The 19,511-nt window shown below is 39.5% G+C and carries 12 protein-coding genes and 6 pseudogenes; 10 read left to right on the top strand and 8 right to left on the bottom strand.

Features of this window, described 5'->3' with window-relative positions; all coding sequences use genetic code 11:
* Nucleotides 1-104 precede the first annotated feature (104 nt).
* From groES to KA717_05320, 4 genes are all read left to right on the top strand, one after another.
* On the top strand, nucleotides 105-416 hold the full coding sequence (gene groES, locus KA717_05305; GenBank protein UXE62241.1) for a co-chaperone GroES: 312 nt from the start codon (nucleotides 105-107) through the stop codon (nucleotides 414-416).
* A gap of 151 nt (nucleotides 417-567) precedes the next feature.
* A complete protein-coding gene (gene groL, locus KA717_05310) occupies nucleotides 568-2,196 on the top strand; it encodes a chaperonin GroEL (GenBank protein ID UXE62242.1) in 1,629 nt (542 codons plus the stop codon).
* A 192-nt stretch (nucleotides 2,197-2,388) separates the two neighbouring features.
* Nucleotides 2,389-3,432: an IS630 family transposase gene (locus KA717_05315; protein UXE62243.1), complete on the top strand. Its 1,044-nt coding sequence runs from the start codon at nucleotides 2,389-2,391 to the stop codon at nucleotides 3,430-3,432.
* A 42-nt stretch (nucleotides 3,433-3,474) separates the two neighbouring features.
* On the top strand, nucleotides 3,475-4,572 hold the full coding sequence (locus KA717_05320) for a hypothetical protein (protein UXE62244.1): 1,098 nt from the start codon (nucleotides 3,475-3,477) through the stop codon (nucleotides 4,570-4,572).
* Nucleotides 4,573-4,584: 12 nt separating this feature from the next.
* On the opposite strand, the gene KA717_05325 is transcribed toward KA717_05320, so the two are convergent.
* From KA717_05325 to KA717_05335, 3 genes are read right to left on the bottom strand one after another with little or no spacing between them, the layout of a single operon-like run.
* A complete protein-coding gene (locus KA717_05325; GenBank protein ID UXE62245.1) occupies nucleotides 4,585-5,775 on the bottom strand; it encodes an IS66 family transposase in 1,191 nt (396 codons plus the stop codon).
* The gene (locus KA717_05330) at nucleotides 5,735-6,916 is read right to left on the bottom strand and encodes an IS4 family transposase (protein ID UXE62246.1); all 1,182 of its coding nucleotides are present in this window, start codon (nucleotides 6,914-6,916) and stop codon (nucleotides 5,735-5,737) included. The genes KA717_05325 and KA717_05330 overlap by 41 nt, the downstream gene beginning before the upstream one ends.
* A gap of 17 nt (nucleotides 6,917-6,933) precedes the next feature.
* Nucleotides 6,934-7,128, bottom strand: a complete 195-nt coding sequence (locus KA717_05335; GenBank protein UXE62247.1) for a transposase — start codon at nucleotides 7,126-7,128, stop codon at nucleotides 6,934-6,936.
* Between the two features lie 403 nt (nucleotides 7,129-7,531).
* Here KA717_05335 and KA717_05340 point away from each other — a divergent pair.
* Nucleotides 7,532-8,146, top strand: a pseudogene (locus tag KA717_05340) (transposase).
* 25 nt (nucleotides 8,147-8,171) lie between these two features.
* Nucleotides 8,172-8,489 (top strand): transposase, encoded by a 318-nt coding sequence (locus KA717_05345; GenBank protein UXE62248.1) that lies wholly within the window; start codon nucleotides 8,172-8,174, stop codon nucleotides 8,487-8,489.
* A 167-nt stretch (nucleotides 8,490-8,656) separates the two neighbouring features.
* Here the strand turns inward: KA717_05345 and KA717_05350 are convergent.
* Nucleotides 8,657-9,938: pseudogene (locus tag KA717_05350) on the bottom strand (ISKra4 family transposase).
* Between the two features lie 75 nt (nucleotides 9,939-10,013).
* Between KA717_05350 and KA717_05355 the strand changes: the two are divergent.
* The 4 genes and pseudogenes from KA717_05355 (at nucleotide 10,014) to KA717_05370 (ending at nucleotide 14,261) form a co-directional block, all read left to right on the top strand.
* A pseudogene (locus KA717_05355) lies at nucleotides 10,014-10,709 on the top strand (IS3 family transposase).
* Nucleotides 10,710-11,186: 477 nt separating this feature from the next.
* Nucleotides 11,187-11,633 carry an Hsp20/alpha crystallin family protein gene (locus tag KA717_05360; GenBank protein ID UXE62249.1) on the top strand — a complete coding sequence of 149 codons (447 nt, stop codon included), beginning with the start codon at nucleotides 11,187-11,189 and terminating at the stop codon, nucleotides 11,631-11,633.
* A 292-nt stretch (nucleotides 11,634-11,925) separates the two neighbouring features.
* Nucleotides 11,926-13,116, top strand: a complete 1,191-nt coding sequence (locus tag KA717_05365) for an ISAs1 family transposase (protein ID UXE62250.1) — start codon at nucleotides 11,926-11,928, stop codon at nucleotides 13,114-13,116.
* A gap of 101 nt (nucleotides 13,117-13,217) precedes the next feature.
* Nucleotides 13,218-14,261, top strand: coding sequence for an IS630 family transposase (locus KA717_05370; protein UXE62251.1), 1,044 nt, complete (start codon nucleotides 13,218-13,220; stop codon nucleotides 14,259-14,261).
* Nucleotides 14,262-14,752: 491 nt separating this feature from the next.
* Here the strand turns inward: KA717_05370 and KA717_05375 are convergent.
* The 4 genes and pseudogenes from KA717_05375 to KA717_05390 all read right to left on the bottom strand — a co-directional run bounded on the left by KA717_05375 (nucleotide 14,753) and on the right by KA717_05390 (nucleotide 19,239).
* Nucleotides 14,753-15,697: pseudogene (locus KA717_05375) on the bottom strand (IS5 family transposase).
* Between the two features lie 276 nt (nucleotides 15,698-15,973).
* Nucleotides 15,974-17,310, bottom strand: a pseudogene (locus KA717_05380) (IS5 family transposase).
* 121 nt (nucleotides 17,311-17,431) lie between these two features.
* Nucleotides 17,432-17,803 (bottom strand): annotated as a pseudogene (locus KA717_05385) (transposase).
* 356 nt (nucleotides 17,804-18,159) lie between these two features.
* Nucleotides 18,160-19,239 carry an IS1 family transposase gene (locus KA717_05390; protein ID UXE62252.1) on the bottom strand — a complete coding sequence of 360 codons (1,080 nt, stop codon included), beginning with the start codon at nucleotides 19,237-19,239 and terminating at the stop codon, nucleotides 18,160-18,162.
* Nucleotides 19,240-19,511 lie beyond the last annotated feature (272 nt).

The following is a 19,511-nucleotide window of genomic DNA, read 5'->3' on the forward strand; positions in this document are numbered from 1 at the left end:
CTGGCCATGCTAAATTGGCTACATTAGCACTCGTGAGGTGAGAGTGCTAAATCTCAATTCTCTCAACCCCTCTTATTTTATCTTCATCAGGAGGATGATTATTCATGGCAGCTATCAGCATTACCTTTTCTACCGTTAAACCCTTGGCCGATCGCGTTTTCGTCAAAGTCAGTGCCGCCGAAGAAAAAACGGCTGGTGGTATCTATTTACCCGATAACGCCAAAGAAAAACCCCAGGTGGGTGAAGTCGTAGCTGTTGGCCCTGGCAAACGCAATGATGATGGTAGCCGTTCTCCCTTAGAAGTGGGTGTGGGCGATAAAGTTCTTTATTCTAAGTATGCAGGAACCGACATCAAAGTTGATGGCAATGACTATGTTCTCTTAGCGGAAAAAGATATTCTGGCTTCTGTTCAATAAGCAAACCGTTAAACGAAACTTCGGCGTGCAAGGTAGTTGAACCTACCGGAACTCAGTCTAAGGTTCACGGCAACAAGATCTGAACCTTCTTCTTGACTGAAACGCTTTATTCCTTATCCTTTCAATTTGACCAAAAGAGGTACTATTTCCTATGGCTAAGTCCATCATTTATAACGATGAAGCTCGTCGCGCCCTGGAACGGGGTATTGATATTCTGGCAGAAGCGGTTGCTGTCACCCTTGGCCCCAAAGGTCGGAATGTTGTATTAGAGAAAAAATTTGGTGCGCCCCAAATCATTAACGATGGGATCACCATTGCTAAAGAAATTGAATTAGACGACCACATTGAAAATACAGGTGTCTCCCTGATTCGTCAGGCTGCTTCTAAAACCAATGATGTCGCTGGAGATGGAACCACCACTGCAACGGTTCTGGCCCATGCCATTGTTAAAGAAGGTTTGCGTAATGTCGCCGCCGGTGCTAACCCAATCTCCATTAAACGCGGTATCGACAAAGCCACTGAATTTTTAGTAGCTCGTATTGCTGAACACGCTAAACCTGTTGAAGATTCCAAAGCGATCGCCCAGGTAGGTGCTATCTCTGCGGGTAACGACGAAGAAGTTGGCCAAATGATCGCCAATGCTATGGATAAAGTGGGCAAAGAGGGCGTTATTTCCCTCGAAGAAGGCAAGTCCATGACCACCGAGTTGGAAATCACCGAAGGGATGCGTTTCGACAAGGGTTATATTTCTCCCTATTTCGTCACCGATCCCGAACGCATGGAAGTCGTTATGGATGATCCCCTTATCCTCATCACCGACAAAAAAATCAACCTAGTTCAAGACTTAGTGCCCGTTCTCGAACAGGTTGCCCGTCAAGGTAAGCCCCTGATCATTATTGCTGAAGATATCGAAAAAGAAGCTCTGGCTACTCTCGTGGTTAACCGTTTGCGTGGTGTGTTGAATGTAGCGGCTGTTAAAGCTCCTGGATTCGGCGATCGTCGTAAAGCCATGCTCGAAGATATTGCTGTTCTTACCGGTGGTCAAGTGATCAGCGAAGATGCCGGTCTGAAACTGGAAACCACCAAGGTTGAAAGTCTAGGTAAAGCCCGTCGCATCACCATCACCAAAGACAACACCACCATTGTTGCCGAAGGTAATGAAGCTGGCGTTAAAGCCCGTGTTGAACAAATCCGTCGTCAAATCGAAGAAACCGAATCTTCCTACGACAAAGAAAAACTGCAAGAACGTCTGGCTAAATTGGCTGGCGGTGTAGCAGTTATCAAAGTGGGTGCAGCTACCGAAACGGAAATGAAAGACCGTAAACTGCGCTTAGAAGATGCGATCAACGCAACCAAAGCGGCGGTGGAAGAAGGTATCGTTCCTGGTGGTGGTACAACCTACGCTCACCTAGCTCCTCAACTGGAAGAATGGGCAAATGCCAACCTGAAAAATGAAGAATTAACAGGTGGTTTAATCGTGGCTCGTGCCTTACCTGCTCCTTTAAAACGGATTGCTGAAAACGCGGGTCAAAACGGTGCTGTTGTAGCTGAACGAGTCAAAGAAAAAGACTTCAATGTTGGTTTTAACGCTGCTAACAACGAATATACCGACATGATTGCTGCTGGTATTGTTGACCCTGCTAAAGTTACTCGTTCTGCTTTACAAAATGCAGCTTCGATCGCAGGTATGGTGTTAACAACCGAGTGTATTGTCGTGGACAAACCTGAGAAAGAAAAAGCTCCTGCGGGTGGCCCAGGTGGTGGCGACTACGACTACTAAGGTCAATTAACCAATAATACTTTTCTCAACTTTTAAACTGGGGGCTTCGGCCCCTTTTTTATCTGCTTCAAGAGAGAAATTAATATTTGGTGATTCTGATTTTTTGTTATACTGAACACGGTCACAAGTTGCGAATTTTAAAAATAAGAGATAATATAGTAAAAATAGAAAAAGTAGTCAAGAGGCTGAGAAATGATTAAGTTAGAATTTACGGAAGAAGACAAAAGACTGTTGTCTTACGGTCGGTTTAATCACCCGCATCCTAGAGTACAGCTAAAGATGGAAGTTTTATGGTTAAAAAGTCAGGGATTATCTCATCAAAAAATTGCTCAATTCGCAGGAGTTTCAGTAAATACGGTGACAAGCTATATCCGTGATTATCAAGAGGGCGGGATAGAAAAACTAAAAGAAATAAAATTTAATCGCCCGAAAAGTGAGTTAACAGAGCATCAAGGGACAATTGAGGCATATTTTGAGTCAAATCCACCAGCAAGAATAAATGAAGCAGTAAAAAGAATAGAAGAATTAACGGGAATAAAAAGAAGTCCAACGCAAGTCAGAAAATTTTTAAAGTCAATAGGAATGAGGTGTCTAAAGGTGGGAACAATTCCATCAAAAGCAGATGTAGAAGCTCAGGATAGCTATAGAGAAAAAGAGCTAGAACCAAGGCTAGAAGAGGCAAAAGCAGGAAAAAGGGCAGTTTTCTTTGTAGATGCCTCTCATTTTGTAATGGGAGCATTTGTAAATTTTATATGGTGCTTCAAGAGGATTTTTATTAAGTCACCATCAGGGAGAAAACGTTTTAATGTGTTAGGAGCATTAAATGCAATTACCCATGAAGTAATTATGGTAACGAACAGTTCTTATATTACGGGAACTCAGGTTTGTGAACTCCTAGAAAAGATAGCAGAATTAGGACTATTAATACCGATTACGTTGGTATTAGACAATGCTCGTTATCAAAAATGCCGAATTGTGCAGGAGTTGGCAGAATCATTAGGAATAGAGTTACTGTACTTACCTCCTTATTCTCCTAACTTGAATTTAATTGAAAGACTGTGGAAGTTTGTGAAGAAAAAGTGTTTATACGCAAAATATTATGAAGATTTTACGCAGTTTTCTGCAGCAATTTCAGGATGTCTTGAGGATGCTAACGTAAAATATAAGGAGGAGCTTGATTCTTTGCTCACCTTACGATTTCAACGCTTTGATAAATCTCAGATTATGAACGTTTGAAGTATATACTAAAAGTATAAAATTTTAAGCCAAGACAGATTCATGAAAACGGAAAAATCTTATAAATTAGAAATCCATCTTGATGAGATTTTTGATAATCAACCAATCTCTTTAGAAGATTTGACAGGCAAGGTAGAACTAGCCTTAACTAATTACCTTGAAAATATTAAGCTAGACATAACTACAGTCAACGATAATAATAAAGTTTTACATCACCGAATTTCTCTTGAAGGTTGTCTTCAAGACGTAGATGAGTGTCACGATAGACTTCAAGAAGCAAATATTCTCCGCAAAGAGCCATTAAATTTTTATCGTTATATTGATGAAGCTGGAGAGCAAATTCGCTATCTAGCTTATCCAATTTTGGCAGAGATAGAGCAGAAAATTCGAGGCTTTATAAGTCGAGCAATTGTTGATATTTGGGGATTTAATTGGTGGAATAGTCATCCGCCAGAAAAAATAGCTCAAAAAACTGAAGAGATTTATGCACGAAATAATAAGCACTCTCTACTGCATCCTTTAGAATGTACAACATTTGAGAGTTTGATTGCTATCGTTACTGCAAAGCTTCCTAACTGGCAAAATGATCAGACTCTTACTGTTAATGACTTGTCTAAATTATTAGAGGAATGTAGTTCTGTTGAAGACATTAAAAATTGCTTACAAGAAAAAACAAAAGAGCATTCCTATTGGGATAATGTTTTTTCTCAATATTTTGAAGATGTTGAGAAATGGAAGAAACTCGAAAAAGATTTGAAGGGCTTGATTATTCGGGAACGAAATAAAGTAATGCATCATAGACCGATGAGCTTTAGTATGATTCGTATTTTGTCAAAAAAACGTGATGAAATTATTAAATTAATTGACTCGGCTAAACCTGAATTATCCGATGAACAACGAGTTGAGGTAAAACAGGAAATTCAAGAAATAGAAACATCAAGAAGTCGAACTTACAACAACTCATCTTCTTTAGATTTAGAAGAGTTAAGGAAAATTCTACTATCATCACCTTTCTCTAGTCATTCACAAGAATTGATAGAATTACTGTCTAATAAACCTTCGATTTTTTCGATTAACCAACAAGATTTACTAAGGAATTTACCTAATTCTGCAACTCTTTATCATACTAACGATTTGTAACTGTCCAATAGCCTACAAAAAAATCAAGGGTCTAGGATTTGAGACGGCGGGCTCCTGAACAACAGGAATTAGAGAAGGAGGCTGCTCCCCTAGTCGAGCCGCTAGACATGATTGCGTCAGAAAATCTAAGACAGAACGCCCTTGTAATTTCAACGAATGATTGACTGTCAGCATTCTCGACACAAACTCACTCCCCGCTTGAGACTGAGAACCAAAGCTGAGGTTACGCCAAATTACGGCTGGTCGCAAAGCTCGTTGTGCTGAATTATTCGTCGGTTCCACCCCCTCTCTATAGACAAACGTCCAGAGAGCCGCCTCCACTTTCAGCAACTTTCGACAGGTACGGACTGTTTTCGCGAGGGGCGATTTTTCGCGCCAACCAATTTCGATAGCCGCCGCCGACATTAATTCTTGGTGCATTCCCCATCTGAGCAATTCTACTGCTTCGATAAATAACTCCTTCGACAGCGTGCCGTCTCTGACTTTGTGCCACCAATGAAACAGGCGATAGCCTCTCGCTAGTAATGCTGTACCGATTTCTTGTGATGCCCCTGTTCTTTCTGCCATCGCCTGAAAGTCTCTCAGCACATGAGACCAACATAGTTGTCGCAATTCTGGCTTCACCCAACTGTAGCTGCCATAACGGTCACTGCCTAAGTAGCCCGTGAATGTCTCGCCGATTAACTGTTTGGCCACTTCTTGGCTACGACTCAAGGTGGCTAGAAATAGGCTTATCCATGGGGTCACCAGCACCCACAGCCATGCTTTCTTCTCTGTTGGGTTGTTGCCATCCCGATTTTGCTGGCTAAATCCCCTCTCATCACAGTTCACCACCAGTTGTTGCTTGGCATATTCTTTCGCTTCTTCATTGGCGGCGGCTATGGCTTCACTTACTTCTTGCCTGATGTTGTTGATTGTCCCTCTCCCTATCTCTATGCCAAATACCTCTCTCAGCAGCCCTTGTATCTGACGATGGCTTTGTCTTGCTTCGACACTTAGCACTCCCACTAAGGCGGCTAATCTTGCCCCATAGCTTTTCTCGGTCACTCCTGCTGGCAATTTCCCTCGGCTTTTTGACCCGCAGTGTTCGCATTCTAGGCTATGCAGTCTGTATTCTGTTACTTGGGGCTTGAGGACGGGAAGTTCTACCTGACTTTTCCCGTTAAGTGCGGATTGCAAGCTGCCAGCCTTGGCAAAGGTCATGCAACTTCAACCAACCGCGCCAAAGGACTTGGATACCGAGAGGAGTTTTACGACGATGTTCAAGATAACCACCAAGAAAAGCAACAGACTCGACAGCCCAAGCAACAGTCAAAATAGGGGGAAGTTTTTGAGAGGCGGCTGCTTTTAACACCTGAAGTTGAAGAGGATTAAGAATTTCAATCGCGAGAGCATCGGGCTGGGTACGATGAAGATAAGTAACGTGTAAAAGTTCAACAGCAATGACACTTAAAAAACCCAAAAGAGTTTTCATTCCATCAGAGGCAAGTCGATAACGCTCACTCTGACAACCAGACTTAAGGACTTTATGAAATTCTTCAACCCGCCATCGGTAGGTGTACCAACGAAGAATAGTGACAGCCATCTCAATAGTCTCAACAACTTCTGTAGTCAGAAGCATCCAAGATAAAGGAGTTTCGCCTTCGGGACAATCGATTTCTGTCGCATAAACAGCATAGACATTCAACGGGTCACGATTATCAAAACGATAGGGAGTTCGTAGATTAACTGAGCAAAATCGGACGGCAAGCTTAACCTTCCGTGCTTTTCTTTTTCCTGTACTCGGAATCTCGATTTCTTGATGAAAACGAATCGGTTCTGATTCCAAATGTTGCCAAAGTCGTTCACTATTTTTGTCTAAACTACGATTATGAGACGCTCTGACCAGCACTCCTGTATGCTTGAGTTGACGCACTGAGTCAAAGACTTCTGAAACATCTCCTTCTCTGTCAAATACATGAATTACCCTCGTTGAACTTTCTACCTGTTTCTCACAGGTGTTTAGAGCCTCTACCCATTTGTAGGATTCTTTTTCCTCAAATGGTCTTTGACGAGCTGCTTTTCTTTGTTCTTTCTGTCTTTCTTTTTTCTGCTTCGCCGTTTCATCTGTTGGGGGCTTTTCTTTTACCTCCCTATTCCACAGTTTTTGCCATAATAAACCTAATACTTGTCCTTTTTCTGGCTCAATTGCTAAAGCACTATGCAGTATTAATCCATTCCCTCCTTTTCCAGTCGGCCCATACCCTTCCCTTTTTTCCTTGATATTGCGATAATCTAAGAAGGTCGTATCTCCGACTGATAGCATTATCTTATATTCTTCTACGGCTACGGCGGCAGTTGTCATTTCACAGTGCGGCTCTATTATCTTGACAAAGTCTGTTTTCGGATTCCCAAAAATTCATAGGCCCTCTTTAACTCGTTTCCTCCCTTAAACACTTCTGATAAGGCTTTTCCAAACCCCTCACTTAACTTTTTCCCAATCGAGAAGGCACGATTGTTTAGCCTCTCGTCTCCCAATTCACAACTGGCAAAGTTTTTTGTCCACCATTCCAACATTTTTTGACCTGCCCTTTAAGATTTTCTCCATTTTACAGTCTCATACTCCCTTCATCCTTTGTTTTTGAAATTTGAACGATAAGCGGGATGATGGCTTCAGAATATTTTTTTCCTGTCAAGAGAATCATTACTCAAACCCTTGCCAGATAAAGCCTCTAGAAGTTTGCATTGCTGGATTTTGGACTTAACGGGAAAAGTCAGATAAACTTCCCACTGTCCAGTTATGGATTTGTTAACTTTGATAATATGCGAAGTCGCTTTTTAGCTTGCTTTTCGTGATAAGTTTTGATTATAACTCTTTATTCAGGAGAGCCAATTAATCGGGTTCGAGTAGTCAGAAGAGCAAGATGGGTATTATGCTCAGTTCTGCTTTGACGCTGACCGCAAAGAACAAGGGGAATATACCGGTAATGTTGTTGGTTTGGATTTGGGATTAAAATATTTCACCAAAGACCAAAACGATAATGCCGTAATCTATCCCCAGTTCTTAAGAAAATCTGAGCGTAAACTCAAAAAGGCTCAGAAACGATTAAGCAAAAAATTCGTGAAAGGGGCTAAACCCCAATCCAATAACTACCATAAAGCACGAAAAAGACTGGGTAAAACCCATCTTAAAATTCAACGCCAACGGCAAGATTGGGCAATTAAGCAAGCCCGAAACGTGGTGGCATCTAACGATATCGTGGTGTATGAAGATTTAAAGGTGTCGAATATGGTCAAGAATCATCACTTGGCTAAGTCAATTTCTGATGCTAGTTGGTATCAATTCACCCAGTGGTTAGACTACTACGGAAAAATCTGGGACAAGGCGGTTGTGGCGGTTTCGCCCAACTACACTTCTCAGGACTGCTCTAATTGTGGTCATCGGGCGAAAAAGTCATTGAGTACCAGAACTCATTCTTGTCCCAATTGTGGAATGGAGATTTGTCGTGATACAAATGCGGCAATTAACATCCTTAAAAAAGGGATGGGGATTTTGGGAAGTGAGGTGGCCCCCCAAAACTGGACAGTAGTGTAAGCTCTAAATCGAAATCAGGAGAGCTATGAGCAACAAGAAAAAACAGTATGGAGCCCAGTTCAAAGCCAAAGTCGCCTTAGAAGCAATTCGAGGAGAGAAAACGGTATCTGAATTAGCCAGTCAATATGAAATTCATCCAACAATGATTAATGGATGGAAACGAAAAGTATTAGACGAAGCTAGTCAAATCTTTGAAACAGAAAACCAAGGAAAAGAAATCAAAGAAAATGCTGAAACTCAGATAAATGAGCTATATCGGCAAATAGGAAAGCTAAAAGTCGAGCGAGATTTTTTAGTGGACAGGTCGGTACAATTGGGGCTACCGACCGAAAAACCTTGGTAGACCCCAAACATTCTGAATTGTGCATTCAACGTCAATGTGAATAATTAGGAATAAATCGTTCGAGTTATTATTACGAACCAAAGGAAATTAGTTCCGAAGAATTGACACTATTGAGACTGTTGGATGTTGGATGGGGTGCGACCTTTAGTTGATAAAAGCTGTTGTAATCAGGGTTCTACAGGGAACCCATATTGATCAAGTTTTGCCCAAAATTGACTCCATCGTTCCTTGGTCAATACCAAAGCTCGTAGGCTCAAAATAATTCCTGCTCCTTTTTCCTTCCATCGCATCCCTGAACAACATAATCGTTGTTTGACCAACGTCTTACAAGCTGCTTCCGTAACACCTGAACCAATCGGATACTTTTTCTCTATGTATTCAGCATAATCCATTTGATGCTGATGATTCTCGTAATAAGTAATCGCCGCTTGTAGTTTCTCGGTAAGATTCTTAGAATGACTTTTTTCTTCTTTGACTTCTTTCATCAGATTTAGCAGTTCTCCTGCTTTTCCTTTTTCATGCTTGAGTTCTCGACAATTTTCAGTCAACCATTCTTTTTGTTTTGACACGGTATTCGGATGCAACGCTTCTGCCAAGGCACCTAAGTAACCAGAGGCATGATAGAAATCTAATATCTGTTCTTCCGTTTGCTTTTCTAAAAACTTCCAATTTGATTCTGCCCCGTCTGCTATCCCGACCAATGTTGCCTCTGGATAACGGTTTTTCGCTCGCTCAATTTCTCTTTCTAATCTTTCTAGAAAACTCTTTTTTCCATACTCTGGTGCCGCACCTAGATAGATTGTAGGTTGACGTTCGCCTTCACTATCGTATAGGGAAACGGTTCCCACCATTGCTTCACGGTAGCCATCCTCACACATCAGCATACAGGTTCCATCTAATCCTATTCCCACTGTTGCAATTTGGCTATCCTCCTTGGGCGGGGCATAACTCCACGCTTCTTCTTTTGCCTGTACCACACTTCCTACTGCTTCACTCAATCTTTGGATATAGGATAGCGCTACTTTTCTACCATGATTTTCTAATAAATCATTTTTCACCTCTTTGCCTGCCATCCCTGACATTTTTGAGGATACCTGTTTTGCCAATAATGGCGTTGATGTTATGATTATCCTTGCTTCTCTTTCTAAGGGGCAATACGTTTTTCCTCAAAGGTGAACGCTGATATACATGACGATTCACTATAACCTCACCATAAGGTGTTTGATATTCTTTCGGTTGCTCTCCCTTACTCTTCCAGATTTCTTCACCGATTTTTAAGGGTGAACCATCTGTATCTAAATATTTCAAGGCTTCTTTGCTGGCGATGCAACCTACTTCGTTTAAGCCTTTTTGAATATTTATTTCTGTATCCAACATTGAACGACTGAGTTCTAATGTTAGTTCTATTTTTATCTTTGAACCCTCTACATTAATTAGTTTTGCTGTCATCATTGTTTCCTCTTTGTCACTTTTCATCTCATGTTAACACTTTTCTTTTCCTTCATCAACTAAAGGTCGCACCCGTTGGATGAACAATATATGAAAACACCATTTTATGGGAGCAGAAAGATGACAGTATACCTCAACACATTAGGTTATGAGGTAAATCGAAAAAGAGTGATACGATTGATGAATCAAATGGGAATACAAGCAATTTACCCCAAGAAAAGAACAACGTTGCGAAACCCTGAGCATCAAATTTATCCTTACTTATTACGAGACTTAAGCATTGAAAAAGCCAATCAAGTTTGGTGTACCGACATCACCTATTTGCCAATAGGAAAAGGACACTTTTATCTAGTAGCAATTATGGATTGGTTGAGTCGTAAGGTCTTGTCATGGAGGATTAGCAACACTATGGATGTTTATTTTTGTAAGTCAGCATTGGAGGAAGCATTGTCAATTTATGGCAAACCAGACATCTTTAATAGTGATCAAGGAAGCCAATTTACCTCGAAGGAATTTACAGGATGTTTAAAGCAAGAAAAAATCCAAATTAGTATGGACGGAAGGGGACGTTGCTATGACAATATTTTTATTGAAAGATTGTGGCGTTCTCTAAAATACGAGTTAATTTACATTTATTCTTTTGAGGATGGAAAACACTTGACAGAAGAGGTAAAAAAATGGTTTAATTTCTATAACAAAGAGCGATTCCATCAAGCTTTAGAATATCAGATACCAGACCAAGTCTACTGGACAAGTTTGAATTTGGCTTGAGAGGACGTTTTTAGTTAGGGAGTCCGTTAACTTCAGAGCTTTACTCCCCGCTATTTTTGTTCAGTCTATTGGGGCCACCTCAAAGGTCATGGCAAAACAGTACCTTTGGGCAAAAGGAATCTGCCTCGGAAGAGGGAAAGCATAGGGAGAGAACCACCTCTATCATTGAAGGGAAACCAATAATCGTAAGTGGATCTCTGTGAACTATGAATAAGAATCCCCCGTCGTTCACGCAGGGGAGTATGTCAACCTAATCTTGTGAATCTGTTCGTCTCATGGCTAGTAAAGTGTGATGGCTTGAGGATTCTGTTAGGGCGGAAATCCCCCTCTACCAAGGGCGTAAAACCGAATTCAGAGTGAAGAAAGACTGGCCTATTGTAGGGAATGAAAGGAAACGAAGAAACAATAAAAACCGGATACTTTCAAATGTTCCTTATCCTTAATTACTCCTAAATCCCCCCTATGGAGGTTACTAGTATGACACTCATTCGTTGGCAATCTTTCCGAGGTATCGATGAGCTACAACGGGAAATGAATCGCGTTTTTGATACCTTAGTTCCGAGCACTAACTTATCAACGGAAATCAATTGGCCCAGTTTTGTTCCGGGGGCAGAATTAACAGAAACCCCTGAAACGGTTCATCTAAAACTAGAAGTTCCTGGCTTAGATGGCAAAGATATTAATATTGAAGTGACAGCCGATTCCGTGACCATAAGCGGTGAACGTAAATCGGAAACGAAAACCGAGGAGCAAGGGGTAACACGGACAGAATTCCGCTATGGTCAGTTTCATCGGGTTATTCCTCTGCCCGTCAAGGTGCAAAATACGGAAGCCAAGGCAGAATACAAGGATGGCATTTTAAACCTAGATTTGCCTAAAGCTGAACCTGAAAAAAACCGTGTTGTCAAATTAAATCTTGGCTAAAAGTCTTTAATTCTCCATCTTTTTCCCTCTTCCAGAGGGATTTTTTATGGCAAGATAACAATGTGAAAGGCAACGCTAATGAGACTCCGACCCTTGCCAACGATAACCGTCTTGTTCACTCGAATGCCATTGGTCTTCTGATAAATTCTCCAAAGTATCAATGCAGGGTAATCGCATCTTATTTGTTACAAAAAATACAGACAAAAAGAGAGAAATATAGTGTAAAAAAGAAGCAGTCATCTAAGAGAAGAAAAGGCTATTATTTAAAAAAAGTAAGTGAGTGAGGTCAAAGATGGCAAAAGGCTTCGGCGCAAGAGTTCTAACCCCACAACAAGAAAAAGAAGTCAAAATTATCAAAAGAAGCATACTGAAACATTTTCAGTGCCTAAAAGAACCGAGAACAGGGAGAAGGCAAGACCATAACTTAACAGCAATTGTCACCATAGGAATATTGGCAGTATTGTCAGGGGCAGATGGCTTCGTAGCAATTGAAGCCTATGGCAAAGCCAAACGAGAATGGCTAGAAATGTTTCTAGAGTTACCAAAGGGAATTCCCTCTCACGATACCTTTGGAAGAGTATTTGGAATGTTGGAAACAGAAGAACTAGAAAAAAGTTTTCTGAGCTGGATAAGCAGTCTAACGGAGAAAATGGACATAGAGCTGATACAGATAGATGGAAAAACGAAAAGAGGTTCTTATGATAGGGAAAAAGGACTAAATGCGTTACACAGCATAAGTGCGTGGAGTAGTGAGCGGGGACTGATGTTAGCGCAAAAGAAAGTAGATAGTAAATCTAATGAAATAAAAGCAGTCCCCTTGTTACTGAAGTTACTTAACATCAAGGGGGCAGTAGTAACCCTAGATGCAATGGGAACGCAGACAGAAATCGCAAAACAAATAAAGCAAGGTGAAGGTGACTATGTATTGGCTCTCAAAGGAAATCAGGGCAAACTTAATAAACAAGTTAGGGATTGGTTTAAACAAGCGGTCGCTCAGAACTGGCAAGGAATTGAATACAGTTATCATGAGAAGACAGAAAAAGGACATTACCGTTTAGAAACTCGTCAAGTCTGGACAGTGTCAATCAATCAGCTTTCCGCATTGCATCGCCAAAATCAGTGGGTCGGTTTAGCAACTGTTGTGATGGTTAAAAGTAAAACTCAATTCGGTCATAAAACAACAGAGACGTTTCGCTATTATATTAGCAGTCTTCCTACGGATGCCGAACGTCATAGCCATGTGATTCGTTCTCACTGGAGTATTGAAAATAGTCTGCATTGGGTTTTAGATGTCACTTTTAATGAGGATGCGAGTCGAGTGCGTCAAGGTAATGCGACTGATAATTTGGGCTTGCTCCGTCGTTTAAGTATTAATTTGCTTAAACATGAGCCATCTCAAGAAAGCTTGAAGATGAAGCGTTATTTGGCGGCGATGGACAACAATTTTCTTCTACAGGTTTTAGCAGCTAGTTCACGGGAGTGATATTCATGAGTATATTTACACTGAACACGGTCACAAGTTGCGAATTCTAAAAATAAGAGATAATATAGTAAAAATAGAAAAAGTAGTCAAGAGGCTGAGAAATGATTAAGTTAGAATTTACGGAAGAAGACAAAAGACTGTTGTCTTACGGTCGGTTTAATCACCCGCATCCTAGAGTGCAGCTAAAGATGGAAGTTTTATGGCTAAAAAGTCAGGGATTGTCTCATCAAAAAATTGCTCAATTCGCAGGAGTTTCAGTAAATACGGTGACAAGCTATATCCGTGATTATCAAGAGGGCGGGATAGAAAAACTAAAAGAAATAAAATTTAATCGCCCGAAAAGTGAGTTAACAGAGCATCAAGGGACAATTGAGGCATATTTTGAGTCAAATCCACCAGCAACAATAAATGAAGCAGTAAAAAGAATAGAAGAATTAACGGGAATAAAAAGAAGTCCAACGCAAGTCAGAAAATTTTTAAAGTCAATAGGAATGAGGTGTCTAAAGGTGGGAACAATTCCATCAAAAGCAGATGTAGAAGCTCAGGATAGCTATAGAGAAAAAGAGCTAGAACCAAGGCTAGAAGAGGCAAAAGCAGGAAAAAGGGCAGTTTTCTTTGTAGATGCCTCTCATTTTGTAATGGGAGCATTTGTAAATTTTATATGGTGCTTCAAGAGGATTTTTATTAAGTCACCATCAGGGAGAAAACGTTTTAATGTGTTAGGAGCATTAAATGCAATTACCCATGAAGTAATTATGGTAACGAACAGTTCTTATATTACGGGAACTCAGGTTTGTGAACTCCTAGAAAAGATAGCAGAATTAGGACTATTAATACCGATTACGTTGGTATTAGACAATGCTCGTTATCAAAAATGCCGAATTGTGCAGGAGTTGGCAGAATCATTAGGAATAGAGTTACTGTACTTACCTCCTTATTCTCCTAACTTGAATTTAATTGAAAGACTGTGGAAGTTTGTGAAGAAGAAGTGTTTATACGCAAAATATTATGAAGATTTTACGCAGTTTTCTGCAGCAATTTCAGGATGTCTTGAGGATGCTAACGTAAAATATAAGGAGGAGCTTGATTCTTTGCTCACCTTACGATTTCAACGCTTTGATAAATCTCAGATTATGAACGTTTGAAGTATAGCTTCAAATAGGGCTTGCTGAAAAAGTCCACAAAACGAACCTAGATGCCACAGGGCGCGAAAAATGGTGACTTCAGAGCTCAGTTTCCAGTTTTACCTCACATTTTTCCAGCAAAGTGCATGGATTTTGAGCCTCCAAATGCCATAACATTGCATCTGATCGTTTGTAAAATGCCTGAAAGTATTGTCTAGCAAGGATTTCATCCTTATTCAGCAAGCCCCAAATAGGAGGATTGGCAAAATATTGACACCAACAATTATGAATTAGCGAAATTACTTAGGGCTTGCTGAAAAAGTCAAAAAACGAAAGAAATGTGGGTTAGGGAAGTATGGACTGAAAAAGCATAGATAACTTATCCTTATGGAAACAAATCAAAATACAGATTTTGTTTAATCTATTGTTCCTTTCTGTCTAAAAAGGTCAACACAAATCACTCCTCACAAAAGAGAGGAAAATTAACACCATTTTTCACAAGAAAAACGACTCTACAACTTTTTACTTTTTGTCTTCTGAAGTAGAGTAGAAAGATTCATTACCAAAAAGTTCATCGCAATTACCGTTTCCGAGGTCTCAGGTAGTTTGGCCATCACTCGACCAAGACTAAATTTCCTCTTTCCCTGTCCGAATTTACCCTCAATGGCATTACGCACTCTTTCATCTGAGCGTGCCTCTTTCTTTTTTTCTTTGCTCACCTCTTTCGGCGGTCTTCCCAATCGGGGACCACTCATTCTTATATCCCTTTCTTTACAATAAGCTCGATTCGCTTTTGTTCGATAGATTTTATCCACATGAACCGATTCCGGATAACATCCTGTTTCCCTTTTATATTCTTCTATTCGCGCTTGTAAATCTCCCGATTCGTTGTAATTATCCCAACTTAATTTGTCTAAGAAGACAAAGCCATTCACATTACTTGCCGATATTTTAGCTCCAAACTCTACTGCTTTTCCCGCTTTTCCACGCACTATTGGACGCACGAGAGGTTGGCTTACACTCACAATTCTGTTTTCTACTTTATTTGTCTTTTTTTCATACATTTCTAACTGTTGCTCATACACTTTTCCTATCGTTACAAGCTCTTCTTGCTCTTTTTTCGTTAGTTTTTCTAACTTTGCTCCCTCTTCTATCATTTTTTCTATATGAGACAAGTTTCTTTTTATATATCCTAGTTGTTTTTTTGTTCCTTTTCTTCTTTCTTTTTTTGACACACGACGTTTTTTTGCTATGGCTAAGTACTCTTTTCTTGCCACTTCCCTATAAGTCCTCGGCTTTTCTTTCCTTTTCTCTTTTATTTCTTCATACAGCTTATCTATTATTTTTTCTGTTTTTTCTCTGGCATCATTCAATATTCCTATATCCGTTGGATATTTTATATCTGCTGGTGTACAAGTCGCATCTAACAATAACTTTCCTTCATTTTCTTTTTTTTCTGACGCTACACCCGTCGCTTTTTTTCTATTTCTTTATTAATTTTATTTAGGGCTTGCTGAAAAAGTCAAAAAACGAAAGAAATGTGGGTTAGGGAAGTATGGACTGAAAAAGCATAGATAACTTATCCTTATGGAAACAAATCAAAATACAGATTTTGTTTAATCTATTGTTCCTTTCTGTCTAAAAAGGTCAACACAAATCACTCCTCACAAAAGAGAGGAAAATTAACACCATTTTTCACAAGAAAAACGACTCTACAACTTTTTACTTTTTGTCTTCTGAAGTAGAGTAGAAAGATTCATTACCAAAAAGTTCATCGCAATTACCGTTTCCGAGGTCTCAGGTAGTTTGGCCATCACTCGACCAAGACTAAATTTCCTCTTTCCCTGTCCGAATTTACCCTCAATGGCATTACGCACTCTTTCATCTGAGCGTGCCTCTTTCTTTTTTTCTTTGCTCACCTCTTTCGGCGGTCTTCCCAATCGGGGACCACTCATTCTTATATCCCTTTCTTTACAATAAGCTCGATTCGCTTTTGTTCGATAGATTTTATCCACATGAACCGATTCCGGATAACATCCTGTTTCCCTTTTATATTCTTCTATTCGCGCTTGTAAATCTCCCGATTCGTTGTAATTATCCCAACTTAATTTGTCTAAGAAGACAAAGCCATTCACATTACTTGCCGATATTTTAGCTCCAAACTCTACTGCTTTTCCCGCTTTTCCACGCACTATTGGACGCACGTGAGGTTGGCTTACACTCACAATTCTGTTTTCTACTTTATTTGTCTTTTTTTCATACATTTCTAACTGTTGCTCATACACTTTTCCTATCGTTACAAGCTCTTCTTGCTCTTTTTTCGTTAGTTTTTCTAACTTTGCTCCCTCTTCTATCATTTTTTCTATATGAGACAAGTTTCTTTTTATATATCCTAGTTGTTTTTTTGTTCCTTTTCTTCTTTCTTTTTTTGACACACGACGTTTTTTTGCTATGGCTAAGTACTCTTTTCTTGCCACTTCCCTATAAGTCCTCGGCTTTTCTTTCCTTTTCTCTTTTATTTCTTCATACAGCTTATCTATTATTTTTTCTGTTTTTTCTCTGGCATCATTCAATATTCCTATATCCGTTGGATATTTTATATCTGCTGGTGTACAAGTCGCATCTAACAATAACTTTCCTTCATTTTCTTTTTTTCTGACGCTACACCCGTCGCTTTTTTTTCTATTTCTTTATTAATTTTATTTATTAATTCCATTCCTATTTTTTTACGAAAATGAACCATCATTGACGCATTAAATGCTTCTTTGCTACTATAGCTTTCCATTCCTATAAAGTACTGTAAATAAGGGTTCTCTTTTATTTGTTCTACTGTTTCTCTGTCACTTTTTCCTGAAATTTCTTTGATAATTAATGCTCCTAATGCCATTCTAAATGATTTGGCTGGGGCTCCTTTTTTTTCTGTGAAGTTTTTTGCATATTCTTCCTCATATTCTTCCCAGGGAATCATTTTTGACATTTCTATCCAACGATTTTCTTCGTCTAACTGCCCGCCGAACAGATTTTTCAAGTTTTCTGGTGTTTCAATTGAGTACTGTTGCTTTCGGTACATCTGCTTTCTCTCTTCTTAATGCAATGGTTTTGAGGCATTCTACCCTATTTTCGTGCATTCTAGCGGTTCTTAATTCGCCTACTATTTTTCTCCGTAAAGGTTTCAGCTTTTTTCAGCAAGCCCTATTTATTAATTCCATTCCTATTTTTTTACGAAAATGAACCATCATTGACGCATTAAATGCTTCTTTGCTACTATAGCTTTCCATTCCTATAAAGTACTGTAAATAAGGGTTCTCTTTTATTTGTTCTACTGTTTCTCTGTCACTTTTTCCTGAAATTTCTTTGATAATTAATGCTCCTAATGCCATTCTAAATGATTTGGCTGGGGCTCCTTTTTTTTCTGTGAAGTTTTTTGCATATTCTTCCTCATATTCTTCCCAGGGAATCATTTTTGACATTTCTATCCAACGATTTTCTTCGTCTAACTGCCCGCCGAACAGATTTTTCAAGTTTTCTGGTGTTTCAATTGAGTACTGTTGCTTTCGGTACATCTGCTTTCTCTCTTCTTAATGCAATGGTTTTGAGGCATTCTACCCTATTTTCGTGCATTCTAGCGGTTCTTAATTCGCCTACTATTTTTCTCCGTAAAGGTTTCAGCTTTTTTCAGCAAGCCCTACTTAATCTTTTAGAGTTTAAGTTGATTTTCTTCTCTTTTTAGTTTTTGATATAGTCTATTTTTAAGCTAGATTTCTTTTTTGATTCCACTCTACTAATATGCGATTACCCTGAGTATCAATGGCTTCTTTGAGAGCTATTTTAGAACTTTGTTTACATTTTTTATCCTTGCCTGAAGTTAAGGCACTGGTATCGTCTAGCTAGAAGCTACAAACGTTGCAATACGGGAGGTTCAAGAAATCAGGCGAATTTGGAGTAAGTCCTCCCAAGTTAACCCTTTTTCAATTATACCGAGAGCTACAGCAGGAACTTCTCTAGTCGTAAAATGGCTGCGAACAAAGTTATGAACCATCCAGAAAATATCTAGGACTCGCTGTAATCCCACAACAGATTTAGCATAAGTATTTGTACGACGACGAAAGGCGGCTAAATAGCGTCGGATAGCACTATTAAATGCCTCAACGTGGTTGGCATGGATGTCCTTTTCTTCTGGTTTTTCTGTTGTCTCTGGATGTTCTGGTTTCGGAGTTTCTACTTTCTTTAGTTTACCCTCAGAATCTCGACGTTTACTACTCTTATTTTTTAGTCTTACCACAAGACCCTTCGGTAATACTTTGGTGGGACGACCTCGCTTTCCAGTCCTTAATACTTCGTGACAAATATTAAATAGCAGTTGACTATATCGCTTTTCTCCATCTGTAAATAACTGGAGAGATTCTGCACTCCTTTCAAATAATTCCGCTACCGTCATCATTGCTTCTAGAAATAATTTCTGCTCTTTTCGACCACATTTTAAATGCCAAATAAAGCGGCTAGCCCTGTCCATGAGCACGATTGTCCACCCCTCAGAGGCACTTGCTTCTTTATTTTTTCCAACTTTTGTGTATAGTTCATCCCCTTCTATTACTAATTTAACAAATTCATTCACTAAGGCGTATAAAAATAATGTCTCTTGTAATCCTGATAATTTCTTTTCCCAATTCAATATTGTTGTTTTCGCGTAGCCGAATACTCGGGCTGCTGCATTTAATCCTATTCCTTCCATTCTGGCTTTTAATACTTTTACAATTTCACTTAATGGGGTTTCTAAGCCAGCGATTACGCTACCATAAGTCTCAGCAAAACAAGAACTACATTCTTGACAAATGAACATTTTACGTTCCCCGTTACCTTTCGTTTGATAATGAGAATGTATTTTTACTTTTTCACTATAGCAATGAGGGCAGTTTTTCTGAAATAAGGCTTCCTCTTTCTCTTGGGGTAAGCCAATATCACTTAGGAGGTCAATTGAGCTTTTATTCAATGTTGACATTGCTTTCTGTTTTCCCTTTCTTTAATATAATGACAATAATAATAGTATAACAAAAACGGGAATATGTCCAGTCGTAAGTTATTTTCTATTTTCTCAAACTCTTACACCATAACTTTTTCTAGCTTTGATCACACGATACCAGTACCGAAGTTAATGCACAGCTATTCACACTAGCTCGCATGAGCTATCCCGCTTCTTCGACAACCTGCGGAATGTGGGTTCTTAACATTACTTTTAATTTATTTTGCTGACAGCAAACCCAGGAATTGTAT

It is taken from the genome of Woronichinia naegeliana WA131 (genome assembly GCA_025370055.1).
Lineage (GTDB): Bacteria > Cyanobacteriota > Cyanobacteriia > Cyanobacteriales > Microcystaceae > Woronichinia > Woronichinia naegeliana.

What these genes read in the sequence shown, in the direction of transcription:
- KA717_05335 (UXE62247.1), bottom strand. Translation starts at nt 7,128, where the DNA reads ATGTTGGAATGGTGGACAAAAAACTTTGCCAGTTGTGAATTGGGAGAC.
- KA717_05390 (UXE62252.1), bottom strand. Translation starts at nt 19,239, where the DNA reads ATGTCAACATTGAATAAAAGCTCAATTGACCTCCTAAGTGATATTGGC.
- KA717_05320 (UXE62244.1), top strand. Translation starts at nt 3,475, where the DNA reads ATGAAAACGGAAAAATCTTATAAATTAGAAATCCATCTTGATGAGATT.
- groES (UXE62241.1), top strand. Translation starts at nt 105, where the DNA reads ATGGCAGCTATCAGCATTACCTTTTCTACCGTTAAACCCTTGGCCGAT.
- KA717_05365 (UXE62250.1), top strand. Translation starts at nt 11,926, where the DNA reads ATGGCAAAAGGCTTCGGCGCAAGAGTTCTAACCCCACAACAAGAAAAA.
- KA717_05330 (UXE62246.1), bottom strand. Translation starts at nt 6,916, where the DNA reads ATGACAACTGCCGCCGTAGCCGTAGAAGAATATAAGATAATGCTATCA.
- KA717_05360 (UXE62249.1), top strand. Translation starts at nt 11,187, where the DNA reads ATGACACTCATTCGTTGGCAATCTTTCCGAGGTATCGATGAGCTACAA.
- KA717_05345 (UXE62248.1), top strand. Translation starts at nt 8,172, where the DNA reads ATGAGCAACAAGAAAAAACAGTATGGAGCCCAGTTCAAAGCCAAAGTC.
- KA717_05325 (UXE62245.1), bottom strand. Translation starts at nt 5,775, where the DNA reads ATGACCTTTGCCAAGGCTGGCAGCTTGCAATCCGCACTTAACGGGAAA.
- KA717_05370 (UXE62251.1), top strand. Translation starts at nt 13,218, where the DNA reads ATGATTAAGTTAGAATTTACGGAAGAAGACAAAAGACTGTTGTCTTAC.
- KA717_05315 (UXE62243.1), top strand. Translation starts at nt 2,389, where the DNA reads ATGATTAAGTTAGAATTTACGGAAGAAGACAAAAGACTGTTGTCTTAC.
- groL (UXE62242.1), top strand. Translation starts at nt 568, where the DNA reads ATGGCTAAGTCCATCATTTATAACGATGAAGCTCGTCGCGCCCTGGAA.